Raw genomic sequence first — 13,505 nt, 5'->3', positions numbered from 1 at the left:
CACGTCACCCGGGGACCGGTCGCCGGTCCCCGGGTGACGTTCGCGCGTGTGCGGGTGCGACGGACGCCCCCTGACGGGGCGTCCGGTCAGGCGACCGTGTGGCGCCAGCCGTGCGGGTCGACGGCGTTGCCGGTCTGGATGGCGAGCAGCTGCTCGCGCAGGCGCATGGTCACCGGGCCCGGGGCGCCGTCGCCCTGGGTCCAGGCGCCGTCCTTGGTCTTGACGGAGCCGACCGGGGTGATCACGGCGGCCGTGCCGCAGGCGAAGACCTCGGTCAGCGTGCCGTTGGCGGTGTCCTCGCGCCACTGGTCGATGGAGACGCGGGCCTCCTCGGCCTGGTAACCGAGGTCGCGGGCCACGGTCAGCAGCGAGTCACGGGTGACGCCCTCCAGCAGGGAGCCGGTGAGCGAGGGGGTGACGATCCGGTCGCCGTAGACGAAGTAGAGGTTCATGCCGCCCAGTTCCTCGACCCACTTGCGCTCCACCGCGTCGAGGTAGGCGACCTGGGCGCAGCCCTCGCGGGCGGCCTCGGCCTGGGCCAGCAGGGAGGCGGCGTAGTTGCCGCCGGTCTTGGCGTCGCCCATGCCGCCGGGGACGGCGCGCACGCGGTCCTGGGAGATCCAGATGGAGACCGGCTTCACGCCGCCCTCGAAGTAGGCGCCCGCCGGGGAGGCGATGATGACGAAGAGGTACTCGTTGGCGGGGCGGACGCCGAGCCCCACCTCCGCGGCGATCATGAAGGGGCGCAGGTAGAGCGAGGACTCGCCGCCGTGCGGCGGGACCCAGTCGATGTCCTGCGCGACCAGCGCGTCGCAGGCGGCGATGAAGGTCTCGACCGGCAGCTCCGGCATGGCCAGGGTCCGGGCGGAGTGCTGGAAACGCAGCGCGTTGCGCTCCGGACGGAAGAGCGCGACGGTGCCGTCGGGCTGCCGGTAGGCCTTGAGGCCCTCGAAGATCTCCTGCGCGTAGTGCAGGGTCATGTTGGCGGGGTCGAGCTCGAGCGGGCCGTAGGGGACGAGCTGGGCGTCGTGCCAGCCGCGGCCCTCGGTCCAGCGGATGGTCACCATGTTGTCGGTGAAGAAACGACCGAAGCCGGGGTTGGCCAGTCGGGCCTCGCGCTCGGCAGCGGGCAGGGGGTGGCTGTTGGGCTTGAGCTCAATGGCAAGCGTGGTCATCGACGTTTGTCCTTCACCGTGTCGTCTCGTCGGTCCGGGGCCAGAAGCCCGTTCCCAGGGTCGATGGTCGCATTGATCCGGGCGGGAGCGACAGCCGACGTCTGTGAACGACGAGGAGGCGGCCCGGATCGACGCGATCGGAGTGCACTCTCGGCTCGCGTGGTCCGGGCCGCCTCGTCCGCTGTTCGCGGGGTGGGCGCCCTTCGGCTACGTGGGCCGGCGGGTCAGCCGGCTACTCGGGCGGCGAGCGCGTCGCCGATCTCCGAGGTGGAACGGGCGGGGTTGCCCACGCGCTCGGCGAGGTCCGCGGCGACGGCGGACTCGATCTTGGCGGCCTCGGCGGTGAGGCCCAGGTGCTGGAGCATCAGCGCGACCGACAGCACGGTGGCGGTCGGGTCGGCCTTGCCCTGGCCGGCGATGTCCGGGGCCGAGCCGTGGACCGGCTCGAACATGGACGGGAACTCGCCGCTCGGGTTGATGTTGCCGGAGGCGGCCAGGCCGATGCCGCCGGTGACGGCCGCGGCGAGGTCGGTCAGGATGTCGCCGAACAGGTTGTCGGTGACGATCACGTCGAAGCGCTCCGGCTGCGTGACGAAGAAGATCGTCGCCGCGTCGACGTGCAGGTAGTCGGTGCTGACCTCGGGGTACTCGGCGGCGACCTGCTCGAAGATCCGCGTCCACAGCCGGCCGGCGTGCACCAGCACGTTGTTCTTGTGAACCAGCGTCAGCTTCTTGCGCGGGCGGGCCTGTGCGCGGGCGAAGGCGTCCCGGACCACGCGCTCGATGCCGAAGGCCGTGTTGAGGCTGACCTCGGTGGCCACCTCCTGCGGCGTGCCGGTGCGCAGCGTGCCGCCGTTGCCGACGTAGGGGCCCTCGGTGCCCTCGCGGACGACGACGAAGTCGATGTCCGGGCTGCCGGCGAGCGGCGACGCCACGCCCGGGAAGAGCTTGCCGGGGCGGAGGTTGACGTGGTGGTCGAAGGCGAAGCGCAGCTTCAGCAGCAGACCGCGCTCGAGGACGCCGGAGGGGACCGAGGGGTCGCCCACGGCGCCGAGCAGGATCGCGTCGGCGCCCTTCAGCTCCTCCAGCACGCTGTCCGGCAGCGTCTCGCCGGTGGCGTGGTAGCGGCGGGCCCCGAGGTCGTACTCGGTGGTCTCCACCTTGGTGTCGGCGGGGAGCACGGCGGTCAGGACCTTGAGGCCCTCGGCCACGACTTCCTGGCCGATGCCGTCACCGGGGATCACTGCGAGGCGGAGAGTGCGAGACATGCTGGGGAGGCTACTCCTTGGTCCACCGGTCGGGAATCGATGACCGGGATATGAGACGCCGTTCGGCTGACGGGGCGTCACTCGTGGCCGGTGACACCGCCGTTGTCGCGGCGGTCCAGCGCGCGCTGGAGCGCGGCGGCGGCGTTCACCGCTTCGGGGCGGCGGGGGACGCGACGGGTACGGCGGGCAGGCTGCTTCTGGTCCATGGCAAGACTCCTCAGGAATGAGCACACGGGAGTGTTGGGAGAGCTGGGCCAGACGGGGATCACCCGTACGGGGGCCGGGTCGGCACCGGCTGCGGATACAGCGGACCAGCCGACCGGTAACCAAGTTAACGCGGCTTCACGGTCACTGTCTGCAGAAGTAGTCGGACTTCCTACTATCTGAGACGGGGGCTCCTCCGGGCAGCGCGAGGGCCCCCCACCCCGAAGGGTGGAGGGCCCTCGTGACGCCCAGGGGGCGGGGATTCAGCTCAGGTTCACGCCGCGGGCGAACTTGGCGCCGATCTCGGAGGCGATCTCGGCGAGCAGGGCCTGCGGGATCTCGCTGTCGACGGTCAGCGAGACGAGCGCGTCGCCCGCCTCGTCGTCGCGGGAGACCTGCATCCCGGCGATGTTGACGCCGGCCGCGCCGAGCAGGTTGCCCAGCGTGCCGACGACGCCCGGGCGGTCGTCGTAGCGGAAGAAGCCCATGTGGTCGGTGAGCGCCACGTCCACGTCGAAGCCGTTGACGCCGACGATCTTCTGGATCCGCTTCGGGCCGGTCAGCGTGCCGGAGACGGAGACCTCACGGCCGTCCTGGAGCGTGCCGCGGACGGTGATGACGTTGCGGTACTCGGGGCTCTCGCTGGTGGTCGTCAGCCGGACCTCGAGGCCGCGCTCCTGCGCGAACAGGGGGGCGTTGACGTAGGAGACGGTCTCGTCCACCACGTCCTCGAACACGCCCTTCAGCGCCGAGAGTTCGAGCACCTTGACGTCGTGCTGGGTGATCTCGCCGCGCACCTCGACGTCGAGGCGGACGGCCACCTCGCCGGCCAGCGCGGTGAAGATCCGGCCCAGGCGCTCGGCCAGCGGCAGGCCCGGACGCACGTCCTCGGCGATGACGCCGCCCTGGACGTTGACCGCGTCCGGCACCAGCTCCCCGGCGAGGGCGAGACGGACGGAGCGGGCGACGGAGATGCCGGCCTTCTCCTGCGCCTCGTCGGTGGAGGCTCCCAGGTGCGGGGTGGCCACGACGTTGTCGAAGGCGAAGAGCGGGGAGTCGGTGCAGGGCTCCTTGACGAACACGTCCAGGCCCGCGCCGGCGACGCGACCCTCCTTGAGAGCGGCGGCGAGCGCCTCCTCGTCTACGATCCCGCCCCGGGCGGCGTTGACGATGCGGACGGTCGGCTTGACCTTGTGCAGCGCCTCGTCACCGATCAGGCCGACGGTCTCCGGGGTCTTGGGGAGGTGCACCGTGATGAAGTCGGCGACCTCGAGCAGCTCGTCCAGCGAGAGCAGCTTGACGCCCATCTGGGCCGCGCGGGCGGCCTGGATGTACGGGTCGTAGGCGACGACCTTCATGCCGAAGGCGGACATCCGCTGCGCGACCAGCACGCCGATCCGACCGAGGCCGACGACGCCCAGGGTCTTCTCGGCGAGCTCGACGCCGGTGTACTTGCTGCGCTTCCACTCGCCGTTCTTGAGCGCGGCGTTGGCGGCGGGGATGTGCCGGGCCGTGGAGATCAGCAGGCCGCAGGCGAGCTCGGCGGCGGTGACGATGTTGGAGGTGGGGGCGTTGACCACCATCACGCCGGCCTTGGTGGCGGCCGGTACGTCGACGTTGTCGAGACCGACGCCGGCGCGGGCGACGACCTTGAGCTTGTTCGCGGCGGCGATCGCCTCGGCGTCGACCTTGGTGGCGGAGCGGATCAGGATGGCGTCCACGTCCGCGATGGCGGAAAGGAGTTCGTCCCGGTTGGCCCCGTCGCAGTGACGGATCTCGAAGTCGGGACCGAGCGCGTCGACGGTGGCGGGCGAGAGCTCTTCCGCGATGAGGACGACGGGTTTGGCAGAAGTCACGTTGCTCACGACAGTTTCCCTTACTGTCCGGATCTCCCCGAGCCGTCTGGATGGGGTGGGCATCCAGGAAGGGGACGGCATGGTGGGGACGGTGGCATGCCGCGTTGGAGACGCACGACGCTGTGAGCCTGACGCGCAAGTCGGAGTCTAGCGAGGACGGGGTCCATCCCGAGCGCCCCTGCGTCGGAATCACTCGCAGGAGACCGTACAGTCCGTACAACGGTGCGCAGTCGCACCGAATTTGGGCCCCCCGAGCCCGCCCGGCGCCCACGACGAGCCGCTCCACGGCCGCCGGGCCCGCGGAGCGGGCGGAGACGGCACCCAACCCGCGCAAAGCACGGGCCCGGGCGCCAGCGGCGCAGCCCCGTTCCATGAGGGGCAGCCGCTGCTCGGCGCTCCGGAGGACGAGCCCCCACCACCGCTAAGCAGACGGTCCGACCAGGACCTCACCGCAGCGCGGGTGGCCCAACTGCGGGCCGGCCCGACCACCGCGAAGCCTCCGGCCCCCCACGGCCCCACCGCGAAGCGGCCGGTCCCGCTGGGACTGACCGCCGCGAAGCGGCCGGTCCCCCAGGGCCCCACCGCGAAGCGGAACGGCTACGGGATCGGGCTGACCGCCGCGAAGCGGGCAGTCCCCCGGCACCTCACCGCGGAGCGGGTGGCCCAACCACAGGCCAGGCCCGACCGCCGCGAAGCGGCCGGTCCCCCAGGGCCCCACCGCNCCACGGCCCCTCGCGAAGCGGCCGGTCCCGCTGGGACTGACCGCCGCGAAGCGGCCGGTCCCCCAGGGCCCCACCGCGAAGCGGAACGGCTACGGGCTCGGGCTGGCCGCCGCGAAGCCGGCGGCCCCCCGGGACCTCACCGCGGAGCGGGTGGCCCAACCACAGGCCAGGCCCGACCGCCGCGAAGCGGCCGGTCCCCCAGGGCCCCACCGCGAAGCGGAACGGCTACGGGCTCGGGCTGGCCGCCGCGAAGCGGTCCCCCGGGACCTCACCGCGGAGCGGGTAGCCCAACCACAGGCCAGGCCCGACCGCCGCGAAGCGGGGGGCGGTTCCGCTGCGCGGCGTTGCCGCGGAGCGGCCGTAGCGACGGCGGGGGTGGGGGTGACCGCCGCGGAGCGGCCGGTCACCCCCCGGGGGCTGGTGCCGGGCTGAGGCTTACGCCTCCTCGTCGACCCAGCTCATCAGCTTGCGCAGCTTCTTGCCGGTGGTCTCCAGCAGGTGCTCGCTGTCGGCCTTCTTGTACTCGTTGTACTTCGGCAGGCCCGCCTTGTACTCCGCCATCCACGTGTTGGCGAAGGTGCCGTCCTGGATCTCGCCGAGGACCTTCTTCATCTCGGCCTTCGTCGCGTCGGTCACGATGCGCGGGCCGGTGACGTAGTCGCCCCACTCCGCGGTCTCGGAGACGGACCAGCGCATCTTCTCCAGGCCGCCCTCGTACATCAGGTCCACGATGAGCTTCAGCTCGTGCAGGCACTCGAAGTACGCGATCTCCGGCTGGTAACCAGCCTCGACCAGGGTCTCGAAGCCCGCCTTGACCAGCGCCGAGGCGCCGCCGCAGAGCACGGCCTGCTCGCCGAAGAGGTCGGTCTCCGTCTCCTCGGTGAAGGTGGTCTTGATGACGCCGGCGCGGGTGCCGCCGATGCCCTTGGCGTAGGACAGCGCCAGGTCGAAGGCCTTGCCGGTGGCGTCCTGCTCCACGGCCACGATGCACGGGACGCCGCGGCCCTCCTCGTACTGGCGGCGGACCAGGTGGCCCGGGCCCTTCGGGGCGACCAGGGCGACGTCCACGTTCGCCGGGGGCTGGATGAAGTCGAAACGGATGTTGAAGCCGTGGCCGAAGAAGAGCGCGTCGCCGTCCTTCAGGTGCGGCTCCACCGACTCCTTGTAGACGTCCGCCTGGATCGGGTCCGGCACCAGGATCATGATGACGTCGGCCTCTTCGGCGGCCTGGGCCGGGGTCACCACGCGCAGGCCCTGCTCCTCGGCCTTGGCACGGGACTTGGAGGTCTCCGGCAGGCCGACGCGGACGTCCACGCCGGAGTCGCGCAGCGAGAGGGCGTGGGCGTGGCCCTGGCTGCCGTAGCCGAGGACCGCGACCTTGCGGCCCTGGATGATGGACAGATCGGCGTCGTCGTCGTAGAACAGCTCGGCCATCGCTGGCTTCTCCTTGCGGGGTGGAATTCTTGGGTCATACCGTACGCCGGTCTGTCCGGAATACGGATCAGGGGGTCAAGGGGTGAGACACCCGTTCGAGGTTCGGGCACCCGGCCCGCTCACGCGGAGCGCTGCTCCACGGAGCGCAGCGAGCGGTCGGTGATGGAGCGGGCGCCGCGGCCGATGGCGACCATGCCGGACTGCACCAACTCCTTGATGCCGTAAGGCTCCAGCATCTTCAGCATGGCCTCCAGCTTGTCGGAGCTGCCGGTGGCCTCGATGGTCACCGCGTCCGGGGAGACGTCCACGGTCTTGGCGCGGAACAGCTGGACGATCTCGGTGATCTGCGAGCGGGTCTCGGCGTCCGCGCGGACCTTGACCAGGACCAGCTCGCGGCGGACCGCCGCGGACGGGTCGAGCTCGACGATCTTTATCACGTTGACCAGCTTGTTGAGCTGCTTGGTGACCTGCTCCAGCGGGAGGTCCTCGACGTTGACCACGATGGTCATCCGGGAGACGTCCGGGTGCTCGGTGGGTCCGACGGCGAGCGAGTCGATGTTGAACCCGCGCCGCGAGAACAGCGCGGCGATCCGGGCGAGGACACCCGGCTTGTTCTCCACCAGGACGGAGAGGGTGTGCTTGGACATGGTGAGTTGATTTCCCCTCAGTCGTCTCTGTCGTCTCAGTCGTCGCTGTCGCCGAAGTCGGGACGCAGGTCCCGCGCGGCCAGGATCTCGTCGTTGCTGGTGCCGGCGGCGACCATGGGCCAGACCATCGCGTCCTGGTGGACGATGAAGTCGATCACGACCGGCGCGTCGTTGATGGCCATGGCCTGCTCGATCACCGCGTCCAGGTCCTCCGGGCGCTCGCAGCGCAGCGCCACGCAGCCCATCGCCTCGGACAGCTTGACGAAGTCCGGCACCCGCGTGCCGGCCGCCGGCTCGGTGCCCTTGGCCTCCGGGCCGGAGTGCAGCACGGTGTTGGAGTAGCGCTGGTTGTAGAAGAGGGTCTGCCACTGGCGGACCATGCCCAGCGAGCCGTTGTTGATGATGGCGACCTTGATCGGGATGCCGTTCAGCGCACAGGTCGTCAGTTCCTGGTTGGTCATCTGGAAGCAGCCGTCGCCGTCGATGGCCCAGACCGGGACGTCGGGGCGGCCGGCCTTGGCACCCATGGCGGCCGGGACGGCGTAGCCCATCGTGCCCGCGCCACCGGAGTTGAGCCAGGTGCCCGGCTTCTCGAAGCCGATGAACTGCGAGGCCCACATCTGGTGCTGGCCCACGCCAGCCGCGTAGATGGCGTCGGGTCCGACCTTCTGGCCGATCCGCTCGATGACCTGCTGCGGGTTCAGCATGCCGTCGGGGGCCGGGTCGTAGCCCAGCGGGTAGGTCTTGCGCCAGGTGTTCAGCTGCTCCCACCAGGCGGCGTAGTCGAACTTGGCGTCGCCGTCCTCGGTGGCCTTCTCCTGCTGCACGGCCTGGATCAGGTCGGCGATGATCTCGCGGGCGTCGCCGACGATCGGCACGTCCGCCGCGCGGTTCTTGCCGATCTCGGCGGGGTCGATGTCCGCGTGGACGACCTTCGCGTAGGGGGCGAAGGAGTCCAGCTTGCCGGTGACCCGGTCGTCGAAGCGGGTGCCGAGCGCGAACAGCAGGTCGGCCTTCTGCAGCGAGGTGACCGCGGCGACCGAGCCGTGCATGCCGGGCATGCCCAGGTGCTGGTCGTGGCTGTCGGGGAAGGCGCCCAGCGCCATCAGCGTGGTGACCACGGGGGCGCCGGTCAGCTCGGCCAGGATGCGCAGTTCGGCCGTGGCGTTGGCCTTGAGCACGCCTCCGCCGACGTAGAGCACCGGGCGCTTGGCCGCGGCCAGCAGCCGGGCGGCCTCGCGGATCTGCTTGGCGTGCGGCTTGGTCACCGGGCGGTAGCCGGGCAGCTGCATCTCGACCGGCCAGCGGAAGGTGGTCCGGCCCTGCAGCGCGTCCTTGGCGATGTCCACCAGGACCGGGCCGGGCCGGCCGGTGGCCGCGATGTGGAACGCCTCGGCGATCACGCGGGGGATCTCGTCCGGGTCGGTGACCAGGAAGTTGTGCTTGGTGATCGGCATGGTGATGCCGCAGATGTCCGCCTCCTGGAAGGCGTCCGTGCCGATCGCGCTGGAGGCGACCTGCCCGGTGATGGCGACGATCGGCACCGAGTCCATGTAGGCGTCGGCGATCGGGGTCACCAGGTTCGTCGCGCCCGGCCCCGAGGTCGCCATGCAGACGCCGACCCTGCCGGTGGCCTGCGCGTAGCCGGTGGCGGCGTGGCCCGCGCCCTGCTCGTGGCGGACCAGGATGTGGCGGACCTTGGTGGAGTCCATCAGCGGGTCGTAGGCCGGGAGGATCGCGCCACCGGGGATGCCGAAGACCGTCTCGGCGCCGACCGCCTCGAGGGAGCGGATGAGCGACTGGGCGCCGGTCATGGGTTCGGCGACGGGGGCGGCTGCCTGCTCAGTCATCAGCTGTGTCCTTCGTCCTTCTGAGGGGTGGTACTGGCGGGAGTTGAGGATTTTCTGCAACAAAAAACCCCTCGAGCCACAGGGCATGCGAGGGGTAGCGCGTCGGCGTGGTGCCACGGAGCCGAGCTCCGGTCAGCCGACGCGCCCGCCAAGTACGAGAATCCGGGTGCGCATGATGACGACCCTCCTCTCACGCCCCATCAGGTGTCAAGCTGCCGAGAGTCGAGTCTCATCATCCGGACCTCAGCCCGACCCGGACGGAGCACCCGAGGGAGTCGGGACCCGGGCGCCGGTCCGGGGCTCGAAAGCCGGTCCGAGCAGCAGGTCCGTCAGCTCCCTCTCGCCGCGTGGACCTCCGTACAGCCGGCCCTGCCCCTCGGCGCAGCCCAGCTGCAGCAGCAGCGCGGCCTGCCCGGGAGTGTCCACGCCGTCCGCGTGCACGGCCAGGCCGAGCTGCCGCCCGAGGGTGAGCACCGAGCCCGCCAAGGTGCGCTGGAAGGCCGACTCGGGCAGGTCGTCGACCAGGCCGCGCTCCAGGCAGAGCCGGGTGACCGGCAGCTGCCGCAGGCCGGCCAGCGGGGCGCTGCCCCCGGCCAGGCCGTCCAGCGCCAGGCCGATGCCGAGATTGCGCAACTGCTCGGCCCGGCGCACCAGTTCGTCGAAGCGGTGGGCCCGGCCCTCTTCGCTGCCGCCGTCGGTGATCTGCAGCACCAGCCGCTCCGGCGGCAGCCCCGCCCGGTGCAGCGCACCGGCGACGGCCTCGGTCAGCCCGGGGGCGACGACCGACCGGGCGGGCAGCCGGACCACGACCGGGATCCGGCCCGCCGCGCCCAGCCGCCGACCGCGGCCGACCGCCTGCCGGACCGCCTGCTCCACCAGCCAGCGGGCGAAGCGCAGGCTGCGGTCGCCGGCCGCGGCCTGGAGCAGCTCGGCGGGCTCGGCCGCCGCGAGCGCGCCGCCGCGGGCGGTGCGCCAGCGCGGCAGCGCCTCCACCGCGACGACACGGCCGCCGGCCAGGTCCACGATCGGCTCGTGGACCAGCTCCAGTCGGCCCTCCCGGACCGCCTCGGCCAGCTGTCGGTCCAACTCGGTGCGGCGGCGCTGCTCCTGACGCAGCGTCGGGGTGAACAGCGCCACCCGGTCCTTGCCGCGCCGCTTGGCCTGGTACATCGCCAGATCGGCATTGCGCAGCAGCTCGGCCGCGGCGGGCGCGGTGCCGGGGTCGGGAAGCGCGATCCCGACGCTGGCGGCGACGGTGTGCTCCTCGCCCCCCACCCGGTAGGGCACCGACAGCAGGCCGCGCAGCCGCTCGGCCACGTCCACGGCGCGCGCCTGGTCCAGCTCGCCCGGGTGCTCGCCGACCAGCAGCACCGCGAACTCGTCGCCGCCGAGCCGCGCCACGGTGTCGCCCGAGCGGACCGCGTCGCGCAGCCTGCGGGCGGCCTGTACCAGCAGTTCGTCGCCGACCTGGTGGCCGGCCGTGTCGTTGACCGCCTTGAAGCCGTCCAGATCCAGGAAGAGCACGGCCACCGCGGCCCCCGGGCGGGCCAGCGCGGCCCGGCCTCGTTCCAGGAACAGGGCCCGGTTGGGCAGGTCGGTGAGCGCGTCGTGGAACGCGTTGTGGTGCAACTGCGCCTGCAGCCTGACCCGTTCCGACACGTCGCGGGAGTTGAAGATCAGCCCGTGCGGGTGGTGGTTGACGGTGGACTCGACGTCCAGCCACTCCCCCGCGCCCGAGCGGACCCGGCACTCGATCCGGGCGGTGGTCTCCCCGTCCGGCCCCTGGTCGAGATAGCGCTGGACCTCGCCGAGCACCTGGTGCACGTCGTCGGGGTGGACCAGCTCCCGCAGCCGGCGGCCGACCAGGTCCTCGGCGGGCCGTCCGTAGACCCCGGCGGCGGCAGGGCTGACGTAACGCAGCGTGCCGCCCCGATCGGCGATCATGATGACGTCGCTGGAGCCCTGGACCAGCGTGCGGAAGTGGTTCTCCTGGTGCGACAGGCGCTGGGCCAGCGACAGGTTGTCCAGCAGCATGACGCCCTGACGCAGGATCAGCGCGAGCACCACGGTGCAGCTGGTGATCAGCACGACCTTGTCCAGCCGGTGGGCGGAGAGCGCGTCGTAGAGCATGCCGACGGTGCAGACGGCCGCGGCGGCGTAGGGGGTGAGCGCACTGAAGGTCGAGGCGACGTGGTGTCGGCCGGCGCCCCCGCCGCCGCCGCGCAGCGGCGAGGTCCCGGCCCAGGGCGCCCAGGCGAGCAGCATCGAGCCGGAGAACCAGCCAGCGTCCAGCAGTTCGCCCGAGTGGTAGCCGGCCCGGAAGGTCTCGCTGGTGAACAGCGCGTCGCAGAGGACGGTGAGCGCGAGGGCCACTATGGCGGTGTGCACCGCCGCCCGGTTGCCGTCGCGGGAGCGGTAGCGCAGGCCCAGGACCATGCTGATCAGCAGGATGTCCAGCAGCGGGTAGGCGAGCTGGACGGTGAGCCGCAGCGGGCTGTGGGCGTCGCCCTGCGCGGTGCGGGCGAGGGCGAGCGACCAGCTGAGCGTCAGCAGGGAGCCCGCGATCAGCCAGCCGTCCAGCGCCAGGCAGAGCCAACCGGCCGCGTTGCGGGGGCGGTTGGCGAGCAGCAGCAGCCCGAGGATGGCGGGCGGGGCGTAGAAGAGGAAGACGTAGTCGGCGAGGGAGGGGCTGGGCAGGTCCTGGTGGACCACGCACTCGTACCAGCCCCAGATGCCGTTGCCCGTCGCGACCATGAACGAGCTGACACCGAAGCAGGCCCAGGCCGAGCGGTGCCGCCCCCGGGCGCGGACGGCGTAGGCGAGGCAGGAGGCCGAGGCGGTGAGCGCGGCGCCGGACAGCCCGAAGTCGCCCATCACGTCCGCGAGCGTCTGCCCGCCCCAACCGTAGGCGGCCCCGGCCAGGTAACCGAGGCAGACGACCAGCAGCAGTATCCGCGGCAGCCGCGCCGCCTCGGGGCTGAGCACCGGCCGCTGCCCGGACTCCTCCTCGGCCTCGGCCGCGTCACCGAGCCGCCCCGACAGCAGCGCCGCGGACGCGGCGGCGGACGCGGAAGCGGAAAGCGGCCCCGAGGATGTCGACTCAGTGCTCAGCATGGGCAAACCCCCTCCGGCGCCGGATGCGTGCGGACCAGCGACCGGGAACCTACACCACAGCCGTCACTCAGAGACATGCACACTCAACTCAGAGTAATGGCGAATATGCCCGCCGCTGCGCACGATTCAGGCGAAGGGAGGCGTGGCGCGCCCCTTTTGACAGGGTTTCAGATGGATTCTCCAGGCGCGACGACGTTGTCCAGCGGCTCACCAGCGCAGAGGCGCACAAGCTGGGCGCGCAGTGTACGAAGTGCGCGGGGGCGGAACGCCGAGCTGGGCCCGCCCACGTGCGGGGTGATCAGCACGCCCGGCGCGTCCCACAGCGGGTGCCCGGCCGGCAGCGGCTCGGGGTCGGTGACGTCCAGCGCGGCCCGGAGCCTACCCGACTGCACCTCGCTGAGCAGGGCTTCCGTGTCGACGACGCCCCCGCGCGCGATGTTCACGAGCAGCGCGCCGTCGCGCATCGCCTGGAGGAACTCCTTGTCCACAAGGTGCCGGGTCTGCTCGGTGAGGGGCGTGAGCAGCGCGACGACGTCCGCCTGCGGGATGAGCGAAGGGAGCGCCCCGAGGGCGCGCACCGGCCCGTAAGCGCTCTCGCGCGCCCGGCGCGCGACCCGCGTAACGGTGCACTCGAATGCACGGAGCCGGGCCTCCAGCGCGGCTCCGATGGAGCCGTAACCGATGATCAGGACCTGGCGGTCGGCGAGCGAGTCGTGGAACTCCTGGTTCCAGCGGTGCTGGTCCTGCAGCCTGACGAACCGTGGGATGCCGCGCAGCGCGGCGAGGATGAGGGTGACCCCGAGTTCGGCGGTGCTCGTGTCGTGCAGCCCGCGCGCGTTGCAGGCCTGCACCCCGGGCGGCACATGCGGCAGCACGTCGTCCATGCCCGCGGTGAGCGTCTGCACGGTCCGCAGCTTCGGCATCCGGGAGAGCAGCGGGACGGCCTGCGCGTGGCGCATGTAGGGGAGGCAGAAGAACGTCACCTCGTCCAGCACCTCCTGCGACGGCGGCTCCCCGTCCCCGTCCCACACGGTCACGGTCACCCCGCCCGGCAACCCACCCAGTTCCTCCGGCCCGAACGGCAGCAGCAAGTTCTCAGTCACGACAGCAACCATGCACCATCCGGCAGGGGCGCTGGGGGCACCCCCGCCCGAAGGGTGGGGGAGGAACCGCGCGGGCGACACACCACCCGGGGAGGTCCGTCCCGCAGATGGGGTCGGACCTCCCCGGGTGGT

The 13,505-nt window shown here is 71.8% G+C and carries 9 protein-coding genes; all 9 read right to left on the bottom strand.

All coding sequences use genetic code 11. The annotated features are described in order from the left end of the window. Positions 1 to 86 precede the first annotated feature (86 nt). The 9 genes from ACFP3V_RS05975 to ACFP3V_RS05935 all read right to left on the bottom strand — a co-directional run bounded on the left by ACFP3V_RS05975 (position 87) and on the right by ACFP3V_RS05935 (position 13,385). Positions 87 to 1,175, bottom strand: coding sequence for a branched-chain amino acid aminotransferase (locus ACFP3V_RS05975; protein WP_380580499.1), 1,089 nt, complete (start codon positions 1,173 to 1,175; stop codon positions 87 to 89). 224 nt (positions 1,176 to 1,399) lie between these two features. Then, entirely contained in the window at positions 1,400 to 2,443 is a 1,044-nt protein-coding gene (locus ACFP3V_RS05970) for a 3-isopropylmalate dehydrogenase (protein WP_380580497.1), read from the bottom strand. Between the two features lie 77 nt (positions 2,444 to 2,520). Beyond that, positions 2,521 to 2,649, bottom strand: a complete 129-nt coding sequence (locus tag ACFP3V_RS05965) for a hypothetical protein (protein WP_380580495.1) — start codon at positions 2,647 to 2,649, stop codon at positions 2,521 to 2,523. Positions 2,650 to 2,910: 261 nt separating this feature from the next. Then, positions 2,911 to 4,512, bottom strand: a complete 1,602-nt coding sequence (gene serA / locus ACFP3V_RS05960; RefSeq protein WP_380580493.1) for a phosphoglycerate dehydrogenase — start codon at positions 4,510 to 4,512, stop codon at positions 2,911 to 2,913. Positions 4,513 to 5,660: 1,148 nt separating this feature from the next. Beyond that, complete coding sequence (gene ilvC / locus ACFP3V_RS05955; RefSeq protein WP_380580491.1) at positions 5,661 to 6,659, bottom strand: ketol-acid reductoisomerase; 999 nt, start codon at positions 6,657 to 6,659, stop codon at positions 5,661 to 5,663. A gap of 119 nt (positions 6,660 to 6,778) precedes the next feature. Continuing rightward, the gene (gene ilvN, locus ACFP3V_RS05950) at positions 6,779 to 7,306 is read right to left on the bottom strand and encodes an acetolactate synthase small subunit (protein WP_380580489.1); all 528 of its coding nucleotides are present in this window, start codon (positions 7,304 to 7,306) and stop codon (positions 6,779 to 6,781) included. 35 nt (positions 7,307 to 7,341) lie between these two features. Then, complete coding sequence (locus ACFP3V_RS05945; RefSeq protein WP_380580487.1) at positions 7,342 to 9,243, bottom strand: acetolactate synthase large subunit; 1,902 nt, start codon at positions 9,241 to 9,243, stop codon at positions 7,342 to 7,344. A 156-nt stretch (positions 9,244 to 9,399) separates the two neighbouring features. Then, positions 9,400 to 12,270 (bottom strand): putative bifunctional diguanylate cyclase/phosphodiesterase, encoded by a 2,871-nt coding sequence (locus ACFP3V_RS05940; RefSeq protein ID WP_380580485.1) that lies wholly within the window; start codon positions 12,268 to 12,270, stop codon positions 9,400 to 9,402. A 167-nt stretch (positions 12,271 to 12,437) separates the two neighbouring features. Continuing rightward, on the bottom strand, positions 12,438 to 13,385 hold the full coding sequence (locus ACFP3V_RS05935) for a 2-hydroxyacid dehydrogenase (RefSeq protein ID WP_380580483.1): 948 nt from the start codon (positions 13,383 to 13,385) through the stop codon (positions 12,438 to 12,440). Positions 13,386 to 13,505: the final 120 nt, after the last annotated feature.

The organism is Streptacidiphilus monticola, assembly GCF_042658505.1.
Classification (GTDB): domain Bacteria; phylum Actinomycetota; class Actinomycetes; order Streptomycetales; family Streptomycetaceae; genus Streptacidiphilus; species Streptacidiphilus monticola.
Note: the sequence above shows the minus strand (reverse complement) of the source record. Positions and strands in the feature narration are given on the sequence as shown.